Source organism: Streptomyces sp. NPDC005774 (genome assembly GCF_042871645.1).
GTDB classification, from domain to species: Bacteria; Actinomycetota; Actinomycetes; order Streptomycetales; family Streptomycetaceae; genus Streptomyces; species Streptomyces pratens.
On record NZ_JBIAIV010000072.1, the window covers coordinates 1 to 21,673 of the forward strand.

General features: G+C 71.0%; 13 protein-coding genes and 1 pseudogene. 5 read left to right on the forward strand and 9 right to left on the reverse strand.

Translation table 11 applies throughout. The annotated features are described in order from the left end of the window. Positions 1-194 (forward strand): annotated as a pseudogene (locus ACFYQA_RS35970) (ABC transporter permease); the annotation flags it as partial. Then, complete coding sequence (locus tag ACFYQA_RS35975) at positions 187-1,104, forward strand: ABC transporter ATP-binding protein (protein ID WP_388927209.1); 918 nt, start codon at positions 187-189, stop codon at positions 1,102-1,104. The pseudogene ACFYQA_RS35970 and the gene ACFYQA_RS35975, both read left to right, overlap by 8 nt. Positions 1,105-1,205: 101 nt before the next feature. Here the strand turns inward: ACFYQA_RS35975 and ACFYQA_RS35980 are convergent, their stop codons facing one another. The 3 genes from ACFYQA_RS35980 to ACFYQA_RS35990 form a co-directional block, all read right to left on the reverse strand. After that, the gene (locus ACFYQA_RS35980) at positions 1,206-6,134 is read right to left on the reverse strand and encodes an NAD-glutamate dehydrogenase (protein WP_388927212.1); all 4,929 of its coding nucleotides are present in this window, start codon (positions 6,132-6,134) and stop codon (positions 1,206-1,208) included. A 508-nt stretch (positions 6,135-6,642) separates the two neighbouring features. Beyond that, positions 6,643-7,308: an HAD family hydrolase gene (locus ACFYQA_RS35985; RefSeq protein WP_388927214.1), complete on the reverse strand. Its 666-nt coding sequence runs from the start codon at positions 7,306-7,308 to the stop codon at positions 6,643-6,645. 149 nt (positions 7,309-7,457) lie between these two features. Then, on the reverse strand, positions 7,458-7,955 hold the full coding sequence (locus tag ACFYQA_RS35990; RefSeq protein WP_388927260.1) for a DUF6912 family protein: 498 nt from the start codon (positions 7,953-7,955) through the stop codon (positions 7,458-7,460). 378 nt (positions 7,956-8,333) lie between these two features. Between ACFYQA_RS35990 and ACFYQA_RS35995 the strand changes: the two genes are divergently transcribed. Then, the gene (locus ACFYQA_RS35995; protein ID WP_388927217.1) at positions 8,334-9,131 is read left to right on the forward strand and encodes an Rv3235 family protein; all 798 of its coding nucleotides are present in this window, start codon (positions 8,334-8,336) and stop codon (positions 9,129-9,131) included. Positions 9,132-9,343: 212 nt separating this feature from the next. Here ACFYQA_RS35995 and secA read toward each other — a convergent pair whose 3' ends face one another. After that, positions 9,344-12,181 carry a preprotein translocase subunit SecA gene (gene secA / locus ACFYQA_RS36000; RefSeq protein WP_388927220.1) on the reverse strand — a complete coding sequence of 946 codons (2,838 nt, stop codon included), beginning with the start codon at positions 12,179-12,181 and terminating at the stop codon, positions 9,344-9,346. Positions 12,182-12,458: 277 nt separating this feature from the next. Between secA and ACFYQA_RS36005 the strand changes: the two genes are divergently transcribed. Both ACFYQA_RS36005 and ACFYQA_RS36010 read left to right on the forward strand, forming a co-directional pair. Next, positions 12,459-13,028 carry a GNAT family N-acetyltransferase gene (locus ACFYQA_RS36005; protein WP_388927223.1) on the forward strand — a complete coding sequence of 190 codons (570 nt, stop codon included), beginning with the start codon at positions 12,459-12,461 and terminating at the stop codon, positions 13,026-13,028. A gap of 322 nt (positions 13,029-13,350) precedes the next feature. Then, a complete protein-coding gene (locus ACFYQA_RS36010; protein ID WP_388927226.1) occupies positions 13,351-14,538 on the forward strand; it encodes a winged helix-turn-helix domain-containing protein in 1,188 nt (395 codons plus the stop codon). 6 nt (positions 14,539-14,544) lie between these two features. On the opposite strand, the gene ACFYQA_RS36015 is transcribed toward ACFYQA_RS36010, so the two are convergent. From ACFYQA_RS36015 to mtrB, 5 genes are all read right to left on the reverse strand, one after another. After that, on the reverse strand, positions 14,545-15,315 hold the full coding sequence (locus ACFYQA_RS36015) for a response regulator (protein ID WP_386402260.1): 771 nt from the start codon (positions 15,313-15,315) through the stop codon (positions 14,545-14,547). A 207-nt stretch (positions 15,316-15,522) separates the two neighbouring features. Next, positions 15,523-16,215, reverse strand: coding sequence for a ribosome hibernation-promoting factor, HPF/YfiA family (gene hpf, locus ACFYQA_RS36020; RefSeq protein ID WP_388927230.1), 693 nt, complete (start codon positions 16,213-16,215; stop codon positions 15,523-15,525). A 311-nt stretch (positions 16,216-16,526) separates the two neighbouring features. Then, positions 16,527-17,534 carry a ComF family protein gene (locus ACFYQA_RS36025; RefSeq protein WP_388927233.1) on the reverse strand — a complete coding sequence of 336 codons (1,008 nt, stop codon included), beginning with the start codon at positions 17,532-17,534 and terminating at the stop codon, positions 16,527-16,529. Positions 17,535-17,612: 78 nt separating this feature from the next. Further along, the gene (locus ACFYQA_RS36030) at positions 17,613-19,484 is read right to left on the reverse strand and encodes an LpqB family beta-propeller domain-containing protein (protein ID WP_388927236.1); all 1,872 of its coding nucleotides are present in this window, start codon (positions 19,482-19,484) and stop codon (positions 17,613-17,615) included. Further along, positions 19,474-21,672 (reverse strand): MtrAB system histidine kinase MtrB, encoded by a 2,199-nt coding sequence (gene mtrB / locus ACFYQA_RS36035; protein WP_388927239.1) that lies wholly within the window; start codon positions 21,670-21,672, stop codon positions 19,474-19,476. Before mtrB ends, ACFYQA_RS36030 begins: the two co-directional genes overlap by 11 nt. Position 21,673 lies beyond the last annotated feature (1 nt).

Sequence of the window (21,673 nt, forward strand, 5' to 3'; positions counted from 1 at the left end):
GGCTCGCCGACGTCCTGCAGTGGAACCCGGCCGCGGTCTACATGGACCTGGTCCGCTTCGCGATGATCGACGACTACGGCTCCTCGTACCTGCCGCCGCACGTGTGGGCCTTCGCGGTGGGCTGGGCGCTGCTGGCCGGCGTGATCGGCTTCATCTACTTCTGGAAGGCTGAGGAGACCTACGGCCGTGGCTGACAACACCGACGAGAAGATCCCCACCGTCGTCGCCGACGGCGTCGACATCGTCTACCGGGTCAACGGCACCGGCGCCGGACGCGGCTCCGCCACCGCGGCCCTCAACCGCATCGTGCGCCGCCGCAAGACCGAGAAGGCGTCCGGCGTGCGCACGGTGCACGCGGTGCGCAACGTGTCCTTCGTCGCCCACCGGGGCGAGGCCATCGGCCTGATCGGCACCAACGGCTCCGGCAAGTCGACCCTGCTCAAGGCCGTCGCCGGCCTACTCCCGGTGGAGAACGGCCGGATCTACACCGACGGCCAGCCCTCCCTCCTCGGCGTCAACGCCGCCCTGATGAACGACCTCACCGGCGAGCGCAACGTCATGCTGGGCGGACTCGCGATGGGCATGTCCCGCGAGCAGGTCCAGGAGCGCTACCAGGAGATCGTCGACTTCTCCGGCATCAACGAGAAGGGCGACTTCATCACCCTGCCGATGCGCACCTACTCCTCCGGCATGGCCGCCCGGCTCCGTTTCTCCATCGCCGCCGCGAAGGACCACGACGTCCTCCTCGTCGACGAGGCGCTGGCCACCGGTGACCGCTCCTTCCAGAAGCGCTCCGAGAGCCGCATCCGCGAGCTGCGCAAGCACGCCGGGACGGTGTTCCTGGTCAGCCACAGCAACAAGTCGATCCGCGACACCTGCGACCGCGTCCTGTGGCTGGAGCGCGGCGAACTGCGCATGGACGGCCCGACGGACGAGGTGCTCAAGGAGTACGAGAAGTTCACCGGCGGCCCGGACAAGGTCCGCAAGCCGAAGACCGAGCCAAAGCCGAAGCCGAAGACCGAGCCCGCGGCCGAGCCCGCTCCGAAGCCGACCCCGAAGCCGACCCCGGAGCCCGCTCCCGAGCCCGCTCCGAAGCCCGCCTGAGACCGGCCACCGCAACGCCGCAGGGGCGCCCCGGACCGTCGGTCCGGGGCGCCCCTGCGGGTTGGTGCCGTGCGCCGTGGGCGGGGCGGGCGCGGGCTGCCCTACGAGTGCGAGCGCAGCAGCGTCCGCATGGTCCGCATGGCCACCGACAGGTTCGCCAGGTCGAAGGTGTCCGAGCTCTGGATCTCGTCCAGGGTGGTGCGGGCCCGGCCGATGATGGCCTCGTTCTTCGCCTCCCACACCTTGAACCGCTGCTCCGGTGCCGACGTGCCGTTGCCCGCCGCCAGCACGTCGGCCGTGAGCGCCGCGTGCGCCGCGTACAGGTCCTCGCGGATCGCCGCGCGGGCCATGGACTGCCAGCGGTCGGCGCGGGGCAGCTCGCTGATCCTGTGCATCAGCTGGGTGATGCGCAGCCGGTCGGCGAGGTCGTAGTACGCCTCGGCGACGTCCAGCGGCTCCTTGCCCGTGCGGTCGGCCACCGAGACGATGTCGATCGCCGCGAACACGGAGGAGAACCCGGCCACACGGGTGGCGAGTTCCGCCGGGACACCGACGCCCGTCAGCTCGTCGTGGGTCTTCTGGAACCACTCCAGGTCCGCGCCGCGCAGCAGCTTCGGCAGCTGCGCCCAGACCAGCTCGACACGCTCGGCGAAGAACGTCACCGTCTCCTCGAGCTCCAGCGGCTGCGGCCGGTTGTTCAGCAGCCAGCGCGTGCCACGCTCCACCAGCCGGCGCGAGTGCAGCCTGATCCGGGTCTGGACGTCCGCCGCCACCTTGGTGTCGAGGGCCTCGACCCCGTCCCACACCGTGGCGGACCGGAAGATCGCGCGGGCCGCGGTCTGGGCCCGGACGATCTCCTCCAGCGACGCTCCGGTCTCCTCCCGCATCCGGTGCAGATACGTCGTACCGCCCGTGTTGACCGTGTCGTTGACCAGGACGGTCGTGGTGATCTCGCGGCGCAGCGGGTGCGCGTCGATCCGGTCGGGGAACTGCTCACGCAGCGGGGCCGGGAAGTACGAGTGCAGCAGCCCCTTGAGGTACGGGTCGTCGGGCAGTGAGGTGCGCAGCAGCTCGTCGGCGACCGTGATCTTCGTGTACGCCATCAGGACGGCCGTCTCCGGGCCGGTCAGGCCCTGCCCGGCGCTCAGCCGTTCGCGGATCTGGCGGTCGGTGGGCAGGAACTCCAGGGCCCGGTCGAGGTGGCCCTCGCGCACCAGGTACTTCATGAAGCGCTGCTGGGCGTGGAGCATGTCCTTGGACTGGGCCAGGGCGTTGGCGAGCGCGGTGTTCTGCGCGTAGTTGGTGCGCAGCACCAGCCGGCCGATCTCGTCGGTCATCGAGGCGAGCAGCTTGTTGCGCTGCTTGACCGTCATGTCGCCGTTGGAGACCAGGGTGTTGAGCAGGACCTTGATGTTCACCTCGTGGTCGGAGGTGTCCACGCCGGCGCTGTTGTCGATGGCGTCGGTGTTGATCCGGCTGCCGTGCAGCGCGACCTCGATCCGGCCGAGCTGGGTCATGCCCAGGTTGCCGCCCTCGCCGACGACGTCGGCCCGCAGGTCCTTGCCGTCGACGCGGATGGGGTCGTTGGCCTTGTCGCCGACGTCGGCGTTGGACTCGATCGACGCCTTGACGTACGTGCCGATGCCGCCGTTCCACAGCAGGTCCACCGGCGCCTTGAGGATCGCCTTCATCAGGTCCGCCGGGGTCATCTTGGTGACGCCGGAGTCGAGGCCGAGGGCCTCGCGGATCTGGGCGTTGACCGGGATGGACTTGGCGGTGCGCGGGAACACGCCGCCGCCGGCCGACAGCAGGTCGGTGTTGTAGTCCGCCCAGGAACTGCGCGGCAGTTCGAACAGGCGGCGGCGCTCGGCGTGACCGGCGGCCGCCTCCGGGGTGGGGTCGATGAAGATGTGCCGGTGGTCGAAGGCGGCGACCAGACGGATGTGCTCGCTCAGCAGCATGCCGTTGCCGAACACGTCGCCGGACATGTCGCCGATGCCGACGACCGTGAAGTCCTGGGTCTGGGTGTCCACCCCCAGCTCCCGGAAGTGCCGCTTGACGGACTCCCAGGCGCCGCGGGCGGTGATGCCCATGCCCTTGTGGTCGTATCCGGCGCTGCCTCCGGAGGCGAAGGCGTCTCCGAGCCAGAAGTCGTAGGCCTGGGCGACCTCGTTGGCCGTGTCCGAGAACCTGGCGGTGCCCTTGTCGGCCGCGACGACGAGATAGGTGTCGTCCCCGTCGTGCCGGACGACGTCGGCCGGGGGCACGACCTCGCCGGCCACCATGTTGTCGGTGATGTCGAGCAGCGCCGAGATGAACGTCTTGTACGCGGCGACGCCCTCGGCCATCCAGGCGTCCCGGTCCACGGCCGGGTCCGGCAGCTGCTTGGCGACGAAGCCGCCCTTGGCGCCGACCGGCACGATGACGGTGTTCTTCACCATCTGCGCCTTGACCAGACCGAGGATCTCGGTGCGGAAGTCCTCCCGGCGGTCCGACCAGCGCAGGCCGCCGCGCGCGACCTTGCCGAACCGCAGGTGCACGCCCTCGACCCGCGGCGAGTACACCCAGATCTCGAACGCCGGGCGGGGCGCCGGCAGGTCGGGCATGGCCTGCGGGTCGAACTTCATGGAGACGTAGTCGTGCGGGTGGCCGCCGCTCGCCTCCTGGAAGAAGTTGGTGCGCAGCGTCGCCTTGATCACCGTGAGGAAGGAGCGCAGGATGCGGTCCTCGTCGAGCGAGACGACTTCGTCGAGGGCGGCGTCGACCTCCTCCAGCAGGGCGTCCACCAGCTCGAAGCCGGCGCCCTGCCGCTCCGGCGACATCCGCGCCTCGAACAGGGAGACGAGCAGCCGGGTGGTGTGGACGTTGTTGCGGAGGGTGTCCTCCATGTAGTCCTGGCTGAAGGTGGAGCCCGCCTGACGCAGGTACTTGGCGTAGGCGCGCAGCACCACCGCCTGACGCCAGGTCAGCCCGGCCCCCAGCACCAGGGCGTTGAAGCCGTCGTTCTCCGCCTTGCCGGTCCAGGTCGCCGCGAAGGCCTCCTGGAACCGCTCACGGGCGTCGTCGCCGAGGTGGTCGGCGCCACCGGCGGCCTTGGGCAGCCGCAGTCCGAAGTCGTAGACCCAGGCCACGCTGTGGTCGTCGCGGCGCAGCTCGTAGGGCCGCTCGTCGACGACCTCGACACCGAGCCGCTGGAGCACGGGCAGCACGGCGGAGAGGGAGACGGCCTCGCCCTTGCGGTAGATCTTGAAGCGGCGCACCTCGGGGGTCGCGCCCACCGGCTCGTACAGGCTGAGCTCGAAGTTCTTCTCGTCGTCGAGCTGTTCGAGCCGGACCAGGTCGGCGACGGCGCTGCGCGGGGTGTGGTCGGCCTTGTACCCCTCGGTGAAGGCGCCCGCGTAGCGGCGCAGCAGTTCGGCGGCGCGCTCCTCGCCCAGTTCGGCGGTGAGGGCCTCGCCGAAGCCGTCGGCCCAGGAGCGGGCGGCCTCGACCAGCCGGGCCTCGATGCGCTCCCGGTCCTGGTCGGACAGCTGCGGCAGCTCGGTGCCCTGCGGGACGCGGACCACGAAGTGCAGCCGGGAGAGGACCGACTCGGTGTTCCAGGCGGTGAAGTCGACGCTGATGCCGTCGAGCTCCTCCTTGAGGATGTCGATGATCCTCAGCCGCACACCGGTGGTGTACCGGTCGCGGGGAAGGTAGACGAGGGCGGAGTAGTAGCGCCCGTACTCGTCCTGGCGCAGGTAGAGCCGCAGGCGGCGGCGCTCCTGGAGGTAGAGCACCGAGGTGGCGATGGCCCGGAGCTCGTCGGACGGGGTCTGGAAGAGCTCGTCGCGCGGGTAGGTCTCCAGGATCTGCAGCAGGTCGCGCCCGTCGTGGCTGTGCGGCGAGAAGCCGGCGCGCTCGAGGACCTCCTCGACCTTGCGGCGGATCACCGGGACCCGGCGGACGGACTCGGTGTAGGCGGCGGACGAGAACAGGCCGAGGAAGCGGCGCTCGCCGACGACATTGCCGTCCGCGTCGAATTTCTTGACGCCGATGTAGTCCAGGTACGACGGCCGGTGCACGGTGGCCCGGCTGTTGGCCTTGGTCAGGACGAGCAGCTTGTGCTCGCGCGCCTTGGCGCGGGCGTCGGCGGGCAGCCGCTCGAAGGACGGGCTGACCGGGTGCTCCTCGTCGGTGGCGTGGTGCGGGTCGGAGCGCAGGATGCCGAGGCCGGTGCCGGGGACGGCGGTCAGCGAGTCGTCGTCGCGCAGCTGGTACTCGCGGTAGCCGAGGAAGGTGAAGTGGTCGTCGGCGAGCCAGCGCAGCAGCTCCCGGGCCTCCTCGACCTGCGGGCCCGGCACGTCCCCGGGGACGGGTTCGTCGGGCAGGACCTCGGCCAGCCGGGTCGCCGTCTGCCGCATCTTGCCCCAGTCCTCGACGGCCTCGCGGACGTCGGACAGGACGCGCAGCAGGTCGACGGTGATCTGCTTGAGGTCGCCGCGGTCGCTCTCGCGGTCGCTCTCGACGTGGATCCAGGACTCGACGTGGGCGTCGTGCGGGAGTTCGCCCCCGGCGGGTGCGGTGGACACCTCGATCAGCTTGCCGGTGAGGTCGCGGCGCACCACCACCTGCGGGTGGATCACGACGTGGATGCCGCGGCCCTGCCGGGTCAGCTCATTGGTGACGGAGTCCACGAGGAAGGGCATGTCGTCGGTGACCACCTCGACGACGGAGTGGCTGCACGTCCAGCCGTTCTCCTCGACGGTCGGGGTGTGGACCCGGACACTGGCCGTGCCCTGGGGACGGTTCTCGGCCAGCCGGAGGTGCGAGAAGGCGGCTCCGAAGACGTCGACCGGGTCGCGGCCGACAAGGTCCTCCGGGGCGGTGTGCAGGTAGTAGCGCTGGAGGAACGCGAGCACGGTGTCCCGGTCGGGCATGCCCTTGTCCATCGTCCCGGTCGGCAGTTTCCCGCCGGCCGGGCTGTTCTCAGCTACCCGGGCAGCCTTTTCGAGCAGCTCGGCTTTTGCTTCGTCCAGCTTGGTCTGCATTGTCCTCTGGCTCCTGTCGCGCGCCATTGCGTGACGTAGAAGTAAGTGCGGTCTCTGCGCCCGCGGCGCGGTGGTACGACGCGGGGTGTCCGCTCCGTACCGACGTTATGCCGCAGGACGAGACGAGCGGGGGCTTCTCTGCCCATTCCGACGCGCCCGACGGGTGTGACGCTGCTCTCCGTGACGTCCGCACCCGGGGGATGCCGCGCGCCTCGGGGACCCTCCGGGTCCCGTCCCGCCCGCGAGGACCAGCGAGCGCCGCCCGGTCACGGATGTCGTCCGTGCTCTCCGGGCGCACAACGGGGACGACGAGGCCCCCGCGAGCTATCGCGCTGATCACGCCACCCAGGCTATCCCCCCTCGTAGGGGGCCCGTCATGAGCCGTATGTGTACAAAACATGGGGTGGAACTTTGACGTTCTGCACAATGCGCGTGCAGCGACACCCGGTCACCCACCGTCCGTTTCCCGCCCGCCGTCCGCCCTTCGCCGTGGCACCCGGCGCCCGGCTCAGGCCGCCAGGCGTTCCGCTTCCTCGACGGCCTGAGCCAGCGTGTCCACCACCGGCACCCCCACCGCTTCGAGGCTGGCTCTGCTGTGCGAGCCGCCGGTGTAGAGCACGGCTGACGCCCCCACGTGCCGCGCGGCCAGCGCGTCGTCGGCGGCGTCCCCGATCACCACCGTGCGGGCCGGGTCCACGCCGGTCAGCGCGCCGAGGTGCCGCACCATGTGCTCCGACTTGCCGCCACCGGACGGACCGGTCCGCCCGTCGACGCGCAGGAAGTGGGACTCGATGCCGAAACCCCGGACCAGGGGCACGAGCTCCTCGTGCCCGTACATGCTGAGGATCGACTGGCTGTGCCCCGCCGACGACCATCCGGCCAGCAGCTCCGCCACCCCCTCGGCGAGCACGCACCGCACCCGGTGCTCTGTGTAGTACCGGTGGAAGGTCGCGTCCATCAGCTCCCACTCGGCCCCGGTGGGCATCCGCCCCAACAGCCGCTCGTAGAACTTCGGCACCGGCACGCAGTACAGCTCCCGGTACCGCGCCGGTGTGAGCGGCTCCAGGCCGAGCTCGGCGAAGGCCGCGTTCGTCGCCCCGATGACCGCGTCCACGTCGTGGAACAGCGTGCCGTTCCAGTCCCAGACGATGTGCGCGTCCCTGTGCATCCCCATGGGAAAAAAGTACCCGCCGCCACTGACAACCGGGAGAACACCGGGTCGGCGTCGCACCCGACGGCCGGGAACGCGAGCCGGCACCGGACCCCTCCCTGCCCCGACCCGACCCGGTCCTGTCCGGACCGGACCGGACCGGACAGAAGACCTCAGACCGTCGGCCCCAGCAGGTTCGGGATCTCCTGCGTGGCGTACCACAGCAGTTCGTGGTCCTCCGCCCTGTCCACGACGGACTGTGCGCCGTCGTCCCCGCCGTCCGCCGCGGGCAGCGCCTGCGCGGCCGACGCCACGTCCGGCTCCGCGTCCGCCGCGTCCACGTGCACCGCCGCCGCCCGAGCCAGCCGTACGGGTCCGTCGACCCATAGCGCGCCGGGGCCGACCGGATCGGCCGAGACCGCCCCGTCGGGTACGTCCACGGCGACCACGACCCGGCGCCGCGGGGCACCGGCGTCCGCCGCCAGCAGCCGCAGTGAGGCCAGCGCGGCAAAGCCCAGCGCCGCGTACTCCTGGTCCTCGTCGAACTCGGAGGGGTACCACTCGCGCAACGCGGGCGTCACACCGTAGCCGGGGAGCCGCCCCACGCCCAGTTCTCCCGTCCGGTACGCCTCGGCGAGACCGGAGAGGGTCAGGGGGACGTAGACGCGCATGTCGGCAGCTTTGACGCGCATGTCGGCCGCTTTCGTGGTCGGAGGTCCGCCGGGGATCGGGGAACACCTCGGAGGGTGGCCGCATCCGGCCGGGTGAGCCTTCAGGGTACGTGCGGCGTCCCCCATCGGGTTCCTGCCCACCCCCTCGACGGCGTCCACCCCGAGCCCGGAATTCACCCGGTACACCCGCTCCCGGACTGGGTCGACCGGCCGCCATTCACTCGGATAAGTGAATCCTCCCGCCACCCCGACACGGTTCACGGCGCCTTGCCGTCGCCCTCCGCCGCCCCGTACAAGATCCCCAACCACGAAGTTACCGCCTGGTATCACCCCGGTCCCCCGGCCGGCGGCGACGCCCGGCCCGTCGAACGGGGTCCCATGAACAAGGTCATGACCAGAACTCAGCACCGCACCGGTACGCGTCCCCCCGGCCGCCGCGACACGCGCCGCCCGACCGGCACCACCCCTCCCCGCATCCCCGCGGGTGGCACCGCCCTCGCCCCGCCGCCCGGCGAGGGCCCTCCCTCTCCCTCGCCGGGCGCCACCTCCACCCGCCCCACCGACAACCGCCCGCCGTCCTTCACCGCGACAACCCCGGCGGCGCCCGGACGTCCTCGTCCGCTACCGCTGCCCGTCGAACCCGCCCAGGAAGCCTCCGTACGCGCCGCGAGGGCCATCCCCGCCCGAGCCCCGCGTCCTGCCGCGCCCCGAGCCCCGCGTTCCACCGCGCCCCGGCCGCCGCACCTCACCGCCGCCCCCGCGCCGCTCATCCATCCCGCATCTGCTCCGGCCGTCCCCCGGGTGCCCGTTCGGGCCCCCCGCAGGCCCGTTCCGCAGCCCCGCCCCACCGACCACTTCGCCGAGCTGCTCCTCGCCGTCCTGAGCGGTCAGCGGCCCGTCCACTCCATGCTCCGGCACACCGTGGGCCGCGCCTACGACGAGCTGGCGGACCTCGCCGAGCGCGGTCCGCTGCGCACCCGCGGCACCCGCCCGGTCGTGCGCGACATCGGCTACTACGTCCCCCGTGAGGGTGCCCTCGAGGTGTTCGCCCGGATCGGCGCGGGCGACAGGCTGCGGGCCATGGCCTTCCGTCTGGAACAGGGGCACGACCTGCGCTGGCGCTGCACCGCCGTGGAACTGGGCGGCCCCCGCCCGCCCCGCCCGCACGACCGCTGAGCCCCGCACCCCGCCACCGGCCCGTACGCCGCCACCCCGGCCCGTACGCCGCCCCTGCCGGTCCCATACGCCCCTGCCCGGACCCGTACCGCCCCCGCAGGCCCGCGCGCCCCCAGCAGGCCCCGTACGACGCCCGAGGGCCGGACACCCCAGGGGTGTCCGGCCCTCGACCCGTCTCCGCCGGCAGCTCACCGCTCCCGGCGGAGCCGCGGTCACTTCTTGCGGCGGCGTCCGCCCCGCGTCTGCTTGCGGCGCTCGGCGCGCGTGAGGCCGTCGGCCTCGGAGCGCACCGGCTCGTCCTCGGCGAACTCCCCCTCGACGGTGCCGCCCTCTCCGTCCACCGTCGGCGCGGAGAAGTGCAGGTTCCGCCGCTGCGGGGCGTCGAGCCCCTTGGCGCGGATCTCCGGCCGGGCACCCGCCTGCGCGGGCACCGCGTCCTGCACCACCGGCGCCGGCGCGGCATCCTCGACCGGAACCTCCTCGACCTGCTGCTCGACCTGGACCTCCAGGTTGAACAGGTAGCCGACGGACTCCTCCTTGATGCCGTCCATCATCGCGGTGAACATGTCGAAACCCTCACGCTGGTACTCGACCAGAGGGTCCTTCTGCGCCATCGCGCGCAGACCGATGCCCTCCTGGAGGTAGTCCATCTCGTAGAGGTGCTCGCGCCACTTGCGGTCCAGGACCGACAGCACGACGCGGCGCTCCAGCTCACGCATGATCTCCGAGCCGAGCTGCGTCTCACGCTGCTCGTACTGCTCGCGGATGTCGTCCTTGACGGTGTCGCCGATGTACTCGGCCGTCAGACCGGCCCGGTCGCCGGCCTCCTCCTCGATCTCCTCGACGGTGACCCTGGTGGGGTAGAGCTGCTTGAAGGCGCCCCACAGCCGGTCCAGGTCCCAGTCCTCGGGGAAACCCTCGGCCGTCTCCGCCTGGACGTAGGCGTCGATGGTGTCGTCCATGAAGTGGTGGATCTGCTCCTGGAGGTCCTCGCCCTCCAGGACGCGGCGCCGCTCGCCGTAGATGACCTCGCGCTGACGGTTGAGGACCTCGTCGTACTTCAGGACGTTCTTACGGGTCTCGAAGTTCTGCGTCTCGACCTGCGACTGGGCCGACGCGATCGCGCGCGTGACCATCTTGTTCTCGATCGGCACGTCGTCCGGGACGTTCGCCATGGACATCACGCGCTCGACCATCTGGGCCTTGAACAGGCGCATCAGGTCGTCGCCGAGCGACAGGTAGAAGCGGGACTCGCCGGGGTCGCCCTGACGGCCGGAACGGCCGCGCAGCTGGTTGTCGATCCGCCGCGACTCGTGCCGCTCGGTGCCGAGCACGTAGAGCCCGCCGATCCGCTCGACCTCGTCCTTCTCCGCCTTGACCGCGTCCTCGGCCCGCGCGAGCGCCTCCGGAAGGGCGTGCGCCCATTCCTCGATGTGCTCCTCGGGGTCGAGGCCGCGCTGGCGCAGCTCCGCCTCGGCGAGGTCCTCGGGGTTGCCGCCCAGCTTGATGTCCGTACCACGGCCGGCCATGTTGGTCGCCACGGTGACGGCGCCCCTGCGGCCGGCCTGGGCGACGATCGTCGCCTCACGGTCGTGGTGCTTGGCGTTCAGCACCTCGTGCTGGATGCCGCGCTTGCTGAGCTGCTGCGAGAGGTACTCGGACTTCTCCACCGAGGTGGTGCCGACCAGGATCGGCTGGCCCTTGCCGTGCTTCTCCTCGATGTCGTCGACGACGGCCTCGAACTTGGCGACCTCGGTGCGGTAGATCAGGTCCGCCTGGTCCTTGCGGACCATGGGCCGGTTGGTCGGGATGGGCACCACACCGAGCTTGTAGATCTGGTGGAACTCGGCGGCCTCGGTCATCGCCGTACCGGTCATGCCGGACAGACCGGGCTGTTCCTTGTCGTTGTGGTCGCGGCGCTTGTAGAGGCGGAAGAAGTTCTGGAGGGTGATCGTGGCGAGCGTCTGGTTCTCGTCCTTGATCGGCACCGACTCCTTCGCCTCGATCGCCTGGTGCATGCCCTCGTTGTAGCGGCGACCCGCGAGGATACGGCCGGTGTGCTCATCGACGATCATGACCTCGTCGTCGATGAGCACGTAGTCCTTGTCGTTCTTGAAGAGCTCCTTGGCCTTGATGGCGTTGTTCAGGTAGCCCACCAGCGGGGTGTTGACCGACTCGTAGAGGTTGTCGATGCCCAGCCAGTCCTCGACCTTGGCGACTCCGGACTCGTGGATGGCGACCGTGCGCTTCTTCTCGTCGACCTCGTAGTCGCCGGTCTCCTCGATGCCCTTGAGGGGGTTGCCGGGCTCGCCGCGCTTGAGGCGCTTGACCAGCTTGGCGAAGTCGCCGTACCACTTGGTGGCCTGGTCGGCCGGGCCGGAGATGATCAGCGGCGTACGGGCCTCGTCGACGAGGATGGAGTCGACCTCGTCGACGATAGCGAAGTTGTGGCCGCGCTGGACCAGCTCGTCCTTGGACCACGCCATGTTGTCGCGCAGGTAATCGAAGCCGAACTCGTTGTTCGTGCCGTAGGTGATGTCGCAGCCGTACTGCTCACGGCGCTGGGCCGGCGTCATGTTGGCCAGGATGCAGCCGACGTCCAAGCCGAGGAACTTGTGGACGCGGCCCATCATCTCGGAGTCGCGCTCGGCCAGGTAGTCGTTGACCGTGATGATGTGGACGCCCTTGTCCGACAGGGCGTTCAGATAGGCGGGCAGGGTGCCGACGAGGGTCTTGCCCTCACCGGTCTTCATCTCGGCCACGTATCCCATGTGCAGGGCGGCGCCGCCCATGATCTGCACGTCGTAGTGCCGCTGGCCCAGGACGCGCTTGGCGGCCTCACGGACGGTGGCGAAGGCCTCGGGGAGCAGGTCGTCCAGGCTCTCACCGTCGGCGTACCGCTGCTTGTACTCATCGGTGAGGGCCCGCAGCTCGGCGTCGGAGAGGTCGATGAAGTCCTCTTCGATGGAGTTGACCTGGCCCGCGATGCGGTGCAGCTTGCGCAGGATCTTGCCTTCGCCTGCACGCATGATCTTGGAGAGGACGGACACGGGGGGTGGTCTCCTTGCCGGTCGGGCCTGGGACGGTCGGTTTCCATTTCATTGCTGAGCAACGGCCATCGTATGCGAGGACCCCACCGCGCCGGGAGGCCTGCCGTGACCGTGGCCGCGCACAGCGTCATATCTGTTTTACGGCTGCTTTCAAAGGAACAACGCCCGCGCCCCGCGGATGGTGCCGCTCCGTCGCCGGATTGCGCGAAGAGTGACCCTTTCCTCACGTACGGCAAAGAGGTTGGCGCCGCCTCTCCTCCGTGAGCAGAATCGGCCGATGGACCCCGTCGCCCTCACCACCGACCGCCTTCTGCTGCGCACAGCCGGCCCCCAGGACACCGACGCCGTGTACGCCGCCTGCCAGGACCCCGACATCCAGCGCTGGACCACGGTTCCCTCCCCGTACCTTCCCGAGCACGCGCGGGGCTTCACGGAGCAGATGTGTCCGGACGGCTGGACGAACGGTTCGATGTTCACCTTCGGCGTCTTCCTCCCCTCCGGGGAGCTCACCGGCATGCTCGGCATCACCATGCGGTCCCTGGGAGTGGGCGAGATCGGCTACTGGGGCACCAAGAAGCACCGCGGCAACGGCTACATCACCGAGGCTGCCGTCGCCGCCTCCCGCTGGGCCTTCACGAAAATGTCGATCGACCGTGTGGAATGGCGCGCCGAGGTCGGCAACCGGGCCTCCCGCGCGGTGGCGGAACGGGCGGGCTTCGTCATCGAGGGCACCCTGCGCTCCTCGCTCAACAACAAGGGGGTGCTGCGCGACTGCTGGATCGGCTCCCTGCTCCCCTCCGACCTGGGCCTCCCGTCGACGGCTCCCTACCTGCCCGCCAAGGAGTGACGCCCCCGGACCGGTCTCCGGGTTGTTCCGGACCGGCCCTTGGAGCGCTCCGGTCCGGCCTCCCGGTCGGTTCCCGGACTCCCCCGGCCCGGTCTTCCGGACGGTCCCCGGCCCGGATCAGGGGCGGCGAGGGGCGGCTCGGACCGTCCCCGGACCGGTGCCCGCCCAGGGCCCGGTGCGCTGCCCGGCGGATCGCTGCGGAGCCCCGTCCGGACGAGCCTCCGGACGAGCTCTGCCGGCCGTCTTCCGGCCGTGATCCGCCGGACAGCCCCCGGCCCGCCGCCCCGGCCGTTGTCAGTGCCACCCTCTATCGTGCGGACGTATGACGACCCTCCCTCGTCCGTCCACGGACCTCTCGGCAGCCGAGGCCCGCCGCATCGCCCTGCGGGCCCAGGGCTTCCTGGGCGCCCCCGACCGCCGCTCCGGTGCCCGGGGGGTTCTGCGTCACCTGGGTGCGGTGCAGCTCGACACCATCTCCGTCCTCGCCCGCTCCCACGAGCTGATCCCCTACGCCCGTCTCGGCGCCGTCGGTCGGGCGACGGTCGAGGACGCGTACTGGAAGGCCGGGGCCGAGCCGCCGCGCGCGTTCGAGTACTGGTCGCACGCGGCCTGCCTGCTGCCGATCGAGGAATGGCCGCACTTCGCCTTCCGCCGCCGCGCCTACCGCGCCCGCCCGCACTGGAACCACGAGCTGCCCGACGGCGCCTACGACCAGGTCGTCAAGCAGCTCCGTGCCCAGGGCCCGCTCACGGCAACCGACCTGGGCGGCGCGAAACGCACCAGCGAGTGGTGGGACTGGTCCGGCACCAAGGTCGCCGTCGAGCGGGCCCTGATGTACGGCGAGGTGGTGTGCGTCGAGCGCCGAGGCTGGAAGCGGGTCTACGACCTCGCCGAGCGCGCGATCCCGGATGCCCTGCTGCACGACGAGCTGGACGATGCCGAGTGCCTGCGCCGCCTGGTGCGTCTGGCCGGCAGGTCACTCGGCGTCGGCACCCGCGCGGACCTCGCCGACTACCACCGGCTCAAGGGGGAGCAGGTCGACGCGGTGATCGCCGACTCGGGCCTGGTGCCGGTCGCGGTCGAAGGCTGGTCCAAGCCGGCCTGGGCCGATCCGGAGGCCCTCGCCACGCCCCCGCGGGGACGCCACCGTACGACGCTGCTGTCCCCGTTCGACTCCCTGGTCTGGGAGCGGGCGCGCACCGAGCGGATCTTCGGCTTCACCCACCGCCTGGAGGCCTATGTGCCGAAGCCGAAGCGGGTGCACGGCTACTTCGCGATGCCCGTACTCGCCGGGGGCCGGCTCGTCGGCCGCGTCGACCCGGCCCGCGAGGGCCGCACCCTGGTGGCGAAGCAGATCACGCTGGACGGCCCCAAGGTGCTCCCCGCCGTCGCGCAGGCCCTGATCGAGGCCGCGGGCTGGGTGGACTGCACGGACGTCCGCGTGGAGCGGGTCGATGCGCCGGAGCTGCGCGCGCCGCTCACCGCTGAGCTGTCCCGCGCCCTCGCCTGACACCGCTCAGCGGATCTCGAGGATCTTCTCCCGCATCGCGTAGACCACCGCCTCCATCCTGGAGTGCAACTGCAGCTTCTCCAGGATGTTGCGCACATGGTTCTTCACGGTGTTCTCGGAGATGAACAGCTCCTTGGCGATGTCCCGGTTGTTCATCCCCGTGGCGACGAGCTTGAGGACTTCGAGTTCACGGTCCGTCAGCCGGGGCGCGGGCACCAGTCGGCGCTCGTCGGTGCGCTGGATCATCGACTTGAACTCGGTGAGCAGCTTCGACGCCATGGACGGGCTGATCTGCGACTGTCCGTCGGCCACCGCCCGGATGGCGGTGGCCACCTCGTCCGTGGAGATCTCCTTGAGGAGGTAACCGGTCGCGCCCGCCTTGATGGCGTCGTAGAGATCGGCTTCCTCGTCGCTGATCGTCAGCATGATGATCTTCGCGCTGGGGGCCACCTCCTTGATGGAGGTGCACGCTTCGATACCGCCCCGCTTGGGCATCCGCACATCCATCAGGACGATGTCCGGCAGCAGGTCGGCGGCCTTCTCCACTGCTTCCGCGCCGTCGCCCGCCTCGCCGACGACCTGGATGTCCTCCTCGGCCGCGAGCACGATCTCCAGGCCGCGGCGGAACAGCGCGTGGTCGTCCACCACGAGGACCCTGATCGGCTCCCGGTCCGGCTCCTTCGCCGGCTCCCCGTACCTGGAGCCCGCGTCCGGCCCCATGCCGGTGCCGTCGTGGTCGGAGTCCTCTCCACGCATCGGTCCGAAGCTGTCCGCCATCGTTCCTCCCCCTGAAGGCTGTGGCCTGTGGTTCTGAGCCATCGCCAACGCAAGGCAACGGCCCACCGTTTGGGCCGTTGCCGCCATGATTCCATGCCCGGACGGCACCGGGGTGACAGCGCGGGGTGCGAAGTGGTCGCACAGCGGTGCCCCTGGGGGCGCACACGCGCATACCAGGGGCACCGGTCCAGCTATGACCCGGCTCGGTCAGCCACCGAGCGTTCCGCCCGCCTCGGGGGCATGCGGCTGCGTGACCATGGTGTCCGTGCTGAGGTGGATCACGCCGTAGTCGTAGGCGTGCCGTCGGTAGACGACACTGGGTTCCTTGGTCTCGGAGTCGACGAACAGATAGAAGTCGTGCCCGACCAGCTCCATCTCGTAGAGCGCCTGGTCCAGGGTCATGGGGGCAGCCACGTGGGTCTTCTCGCGGACGATGAGGGGCCCCTCGCCCTGCACCTCCAGCGAGCCGATCTTCTTGGTGGGGACGGCTTCCGAATTCTCCTCGGAGAGCTGCGCCCCCGTCCCGTTGAGTGTCGCCGCGTCGGGGACGTGGGCGGGGACCTCCGCTGCCGAGATCCTGCGCGCTCCGCGCCGCGAGTAACGCTTGTCGTGCTGCTTGCGCAGCCGGGCGTCCAGCTTCTCCGCTGCCAGGTCGAGTGCCGCGTACGGGTCGCCCGCCGCTGCCTCCGCCCGGATCACCGGACCGCGGGAGTGGAGCGTGATCTCCACTCGGGCGCTGCGGTCGGCCTGTCGGGGGTTGGGCTCCTTGGACACCTCGACGTCGAGGCTGATCACCTTGCCGTCGAGCTTCTGGATCTTCTCCAGCTTCAGCTTCTCGGCCACGTGCTTCCGGAACCGCTCGGGCACCTCGATCTTGCGGCCCTTGACGACGATGTCCACGCAGAACTCCGTTCCCGGATCACTCCGCCTCGGTGCGGAGCGTCTCCCTTTTGCACCAGGTTCCGGCCAGCCCCGGAACCTCGGACTCGGTGACTTCCGCCTCCTCCCCCATGGGTGAGATCTCCGGCCCACCGGCCCGGGTGATTATGAAAAACCCGCAGCACGGCATTCGGATTCGAGAGGTTTGGCCTGCGGCTTTCCCTCACGACCGAACATATCTCGCCCGGACGGATGTCGTCACCCTCTCCTACCGCGTACCTCCGTTCAGACGAATTTACACTCTTACTACCTGCAACGATGCAAGTTCCCCATCAGTTCCGGTTTATTTCGAAAGAATCCGGTGAAGTCGCAACAACCGCAGCGCACTTCACGTCAATGGGCCGGTCGGCCCTGTCCGTACTCTTCGTACCCACTGACCGGCCGGGCCTCCGGCCCGCCCTCACGTGATCCGGTCCGTTTCGTTGTTCCTCTCTCCTTTCCCACCTTCCACCTCTGTACACGAACGCGGGCGCCGGAATACTCGAATCGGCCCTGAGATCCGCTTGTGCCCGCACCTGCGCACCCACTTCCGTACGTACCTCCGTACGCGCCCGAGGGCGCGTCCCGGCAGACATCGGGTGGTCCACCGAGTCCACAGCCCACAGTGCGGTCCGCACTGCCCGCGCGGCTTCCACCAGCGACGCCCCCGTGGTCGTCAGGTCGTCCACGAGAACGACCTGCCCACCGCGCAACAACCGGCCACAGCCCGGCGCCACCGCCAGCGCGCCGGCGAGATTGGCCAGCCGCTGCCGGGCGTCGAGTCCCGACTGGTCGGCCACGTTCCGCCGCTGCCGCAGCGCGGGAAGCACCGAAGCGGGTACCCCTTGTCGCCGCAGCACAACCGCCGCCGCCCGGGCGATCCGCAGGGCCGGGTCATGGCCACGGGCCCGTACGGCCCGCCGCGCGGACGGCACGGGCACCAGCAGCACCGGTCCACGGTCACCGTGGACCGGCCCCACAGGCCCACCCGGGCCCGGCTGCGCCGCCTCACGCAGCCCCGCGCGCACCGCTCCCGCCAGGGCTTCGCCCAGCGGCCGGGTCAGGGCCAGGGCGCCGCGCTCCTTGTGGGCCAGCAGCACGGCGCGCACCTCGTCCGCATACCGGGCCGCGGCGTGCGTCACCGGCAGCCCGTCCGGCTCCGGCTCCGGCCGCACCCGGCGAGGCGCGGCACCGCTCAACGCCGTACGGCACCGGGCGCACAGCACCGTACGGGGCCTGCCGCATCCGCCGCACTCGGCCGGAAGCACCAGGTCGGAGAAGTCCTGCCACCAGCCCCGCATGACCCCACTGTGCCAAGGCTCACCGCACCCGGCCACCCCTGTGGAAAACTCCACCGGGCACACCCGGCCGGCGAGCGCTCACCCCGGATAGACCGGCGCGGTCCCTTCCGTCACCTTCTGCCACTGGGCCCACGACGGCAGCCGGACGATCCCGTCCACCGAGTGCGCCACCAGCGGCATCTGTTCGTCGGCGGATGCGGTGACCGACTCGACTCCGGTCAGGGCGGCGGGCTGCGGGACCTCCGGTATGGAGCCGTCGACCTCGACGTACCGCATCTGCTCCACACCTCCCTCCTCGCGCCCGACCACGACGAGCCGGCTGTCACCGGTCCACGACATGGCGGTGACCTTCTCCAACTCGGGCGTCGCGGGCCGCATCTGCAGCACGGTGACAGTGGGCCGCGCGCCGGTCTTCTCGGCCGGCCCGGCCGGCCCCTCCTGGCCGTTCGTCCCGCCCCGCTCGATCCGTCCGATCATCAGGGAGCGCCGGTCGCCCTTCGCCACGACGAGCGCGATCCTGACCCCGTCGGCGGCCACCCGGACTGCCTGGATACGCCCGTCCAGGCCCGGAGTGCGCACCTCCAGCGGCTCGCCCGCGCCCTCCTCGAGCAGGAACAGCTGCGGATCGGCGGGGTCGCGGTCGGCCACCCACAGGCCGCCCTGCGCGTCCCAGCTGGGCACGGTCAGCCGGTCGTCCTCGGACTTGCCCTGGCTGCGCAGCACTGGCTCCCCGAGCGAACCGCCCGGCACGATCGATCCGACGTACAGCGCCCCCCCGTCGAGCTCGACCCCGGCCGCCGTGCGTTCGTCCCGCGAGACGGCCACCGACCGCAGCCTGGTCTCGACCTCACCGAGCGCCCCCGGCACCGGGTCCGGGTCCGGCTGGGTGGCGTCGTTGTCGGCGGGGATCCGCACCAGCCGGTGCTCCTTGTCGACGAAGTACAGGTAGGCGGGGCTGTTCAGCGAACCCCGGCCGGCCACGTTACCGATGCCCTCCTGCGTCAGCGAGCACAGCTGCTTCCCGTCGGCCCGCAGCTCGACCTCGTCCACCGCGGGGCTGAGGTTGCGCAGCGTGAACAGCAGTTGGGCGGCCATCTCCTTGCACCGCTCGGTGCCGGTACCGGCCGCCTTGCCGTTGAGCGGCACGGTCAGCTTGCCGCGGTCGTCCGCCGTCAGCGGCCCGGCGTCCTCGTGCAGCGCCACGCCCGCGGGGAAGCTCGACCTGACGACCGGGTCCAGCCAGGTCGTGGGCCCGCCCAGGAGGGAACGCACCATCTGGGTGGTGGGCTCCACATGACTGCGGACGTACACCGGGTCGGCGACCGCCATCGGCGGCCCGTCCGCGGCGGCCCCCACGGTGTTCGAGGCGAAGTAGTACTTGCTGACGGACATGTAGTTGCGCTGGAAGTCCGACTTCCCCATGACGACGCCCTGTGGCACCCCGTCGATGCGCCACTGCCCGCTCTTCGCGTCCTGCGTGAGATGCACGAGCTTGTTGTACGGCCCGGTGGCAGACGCGTACGCCTGCTGCGCGTCCACGGTGGCCACCTTCTCGCCGGTCAGGGTGAAGGAGACCTCGCCGGATTTCTCCCGGCCCGGCGGGTCGGCCTGCGTGCCCGGCCCGTCCGCCAGCACCGTGGTGGACCGCTCGGGCTGCCAGGCATCCGCCGCCTCGGCGGTCAGATACTGGCGCGCGGTCTTGTAGTCCGGATCGTCGCTCGTCAGCGCCTCGAGGAAGCCCTGCACGATCTGTGTGGGCGACGCGTCCTCGCTCGGCGGCATCGCGAACACCCGCACCTGCGCGTCCTGCAGGGGCGTGGACTCCACGCCCCGCAGATCCCCGCTGTCGGGCATCGAGGCGCACCCTGCCAGCAGTACGACACCGCTGGTGGCGTACGCGATCATCCGTGCCGGCGTCCTTCGGCCGCGTCCTGCGCGCTCACCGCCCACGTGAAGCCTCCCCCTGCCTGTCCCCGAGGCCGTCGAGCCCCTCCAGGCCGTCCACATCGTCCAGGCCGTCCACATCGTCCAGGCCGTCCACGCCACCGGCGTCGGCAGCCCCACCGGCATCGACACCCGCGTCGGCATCCGCGTCGGCAGGCGCCGCGTCCCCGGCGGCCGGTCCCGCCGGCTCCCCCCGGCGCGGCGCGCCCGCGGCCGGCCGCGACACCACGCGCGCGCCGTTGCCGGGCAGCGCCGTCGGATCGGCCGTGGGTGTCACGGCGGCCGACAGCAGGGCGAGCGGATCACGGGCCGCGCGGGCCGAGCCCTCGGTGTCCGCGGACGACGCGGGCAGGGTGGCCCGCTTCTCGCCGTCCCCGCCGCCGTGCGGCGCACCGGCGTCGCCGAGTCCGCGGTTGCGCCGCGAGTCCCTGGGCTCCAGCGGTATCGGGGAGCCCCGCAGCGGCTCGTCCGCCGTCCGGGGCAGGGTCAGCCGGAACTGCGAGCCGCCGCCCGGCTCGCCCCATGCCTGGAGCCAGCCGCCGTGCAGCCGCGCGTCCTCCAGGGCGATGGACAGCCCCAGCCCGGTACCGCCCGTGGTCCGCGCGCGTGCCGGGTCCGCCCGCCAGAAGCGGCTGAAGACCCGGGTCGCCTCACCGGGTTTGAGCCCGACGCCGTAGTCCCGCACCGCGATCGCGACCGCCCCGCCCGCCACGGCGAGCTTGACGACGACGTCCTTGCCGTCACCGTGCTCCACGGCGTTGACGACGAGGTTGCGCAGGACCCGCTCCACGCGCCGCGTGTCGGCCTCGGCAACGACGGGCTGCTGGTCGCCGACCACCTTGATCTGCGTGCCCTTGCGCTCGGCGAGCGGCTCGGCTCCGCTGACCACGCGGCGTACGACGATCCGCAGGTCGACCGGCTCCGCCTCCAGGGCAGCCGCGCCCGCGTCGAAGCGGCTGATCTCCAGCAGGTCCGAGAGCAGTGACTCGAACCGGTCGATCTGGTCTGCGAGCAGTTCGGCCGACCGTGCGGTCACCGGGTCGAAGTCCTCACGCGCCTCATGGATGACGTCCGCCGCCATCCGCACGGTCGTCAGCGGTGTCCGCAGTTCGTGGGACACGTCCGACACGAACCGGCGCTGCATCCGCGACAGGTCCTCGAGTTGGTTGATCTTCAGCTGGAGGTTCTGCGCCATCTTGTTGAAGGCCTCGCCGAGCCGCGCGATGTCGTCCTCGCCGGTGACCTTCATCCGTTCCTGGAGCCGCCCGGCGGACAGCCGCTCCGCAATCCCGGCCGCCATCCGCACCGGCGTCACGACCTGCCGCACCACGAGCCAGGCGATGGCCCCGAGGAGGACGACGACGAACAGGCCGGCGGTCGCCAGTGTGCCCTTGACCAGGCTCAGCGACTTCTCCTCCTGCGTCAGCGGGAAGAGGTAGTACAGCTGGTACGGATCACCGTTGGGGTCGTTGACCCGCTTGCCGATGACCAGACCGGGCTGGGAGTCCGCGCCGTTGCTGTAGACGATCCGCGTGTACCGCTGCGCGGCCCCGGTGCTGGTGCTGGTGTCGATCCAGTCCCGCAGATTGCCGGGCACGCTCTGCGAGGGGTCGACGTGCCCCGAGGCGCGCGGACCGCGCCCGCCGCCGCTCTCGTCGCCCATGGGCAGGGTGACCACGTCGAAGGCGCCCTGGCCGCCGCTGGAGAGCGACTCCACGAGGTCGCTCATCCACTGGATGACGCTCTGCGAGGACCTGCCGTCCACCGCGGAGGCGTTCTCACCGGTGCCGCTCGCGGCCTCGTCGGCCTGCTGCTTGGCCACCGCGAACCCGCCGGTGGCCTGGCTCTGGGACGCCTTCACCTTGGCGTCCAGCAGGCCGTTGCGCACCTGGCCGATGACGACGAAGCCCAGCAGCAGGACCACACCCAGCGACATCAGCAGCGTGGTGACGACGACCTTGAGCTGGATGTTGCGCCGCCACAGCCGCATGACGGGCAGCAGCGGCCGGCGCACCCAGCGCACGAACAGGCGGATGACCGGGCTGCCCTGGACTCCGCCCCGGAGCAGCCCGCCCTCCCGGGGACGTCCCCAGCGCAAACGCCCCGAGGTACGGCCCTGGGACGTCCGGCCGACAGGCCGCTCCGGTCGGTCCCCGGACCGGCCGGAGCCCGAAGCGGCACTGTCCCCGGACATG

Bases quoted from the DNA above. Each gene is read 5' to 3' on its own strand.
- ACFYQA_RS35980 (WP_388927212.1), bottom strand. From the start codon at position 6,134: ATGCAGACCAAGCTGGACGAAGCAAAAGCCGAGCTGCTCGAAAAGGCT.
- ACFYQA_RS35985 (WP_388927214.1), bottom strand. From the start codon at position 7,308: ATGGGGATGCACAGGGACGCGCACATCGTCTGGGACTGGAACGGCACG.
- ACFYQA_RS35990 (WP_388927260.1), bottom strand. From the start codon at position 7,955: ATGCGCGTCTACGTCCCCCTGACCCTCTCCGGTCTCGCCGAGGCGTAC.
- ACFYQA_RS35995 (WP_388927217.1), top strand. From the start codon at position 8,334: ATGAACAAGGTCATGACCAGAACTCAGCACCGCACCGGTACGCGTCCC.
- ACFYQA_RS36005 (WP_388927223.1), top strand. From the start codon at position 12,459: ATGGACCCCGTCGCCCTCACCACCGACCGCCTTCTGCTGCGCACAGCC.
- ACFYQA_RS36010 (WP_388927226.1), top strand. From the start codon at position 13,351: ATGACGACCCTCCCTCGTCCGTCCACGGACCTCTCGGCAGCCGAGGCC.
- ACFYQA_RS36015 (WP_386402260.1), bottom strand. From the start codon at position 15,315: ATGGCGGACAGCTTCGGACCGATGCGTGGAGAGGACTCCGACCACGAC.
- ACFYQA_RS36025 (WP_388927233.1), bottom strand. From the start codon at position 17,534: ATGCGGGGCTGGTGGCAGGACTTCTCCGACCTGGTGCTTCCGGCCGAG.
- mtrB (WP_388927239.1), bottom strand. From the start codon at position 21,672: ATGTCCGGGGACAGTGCCGCTTCGGGCTCCGGCCGGTCCGGGGACCGA.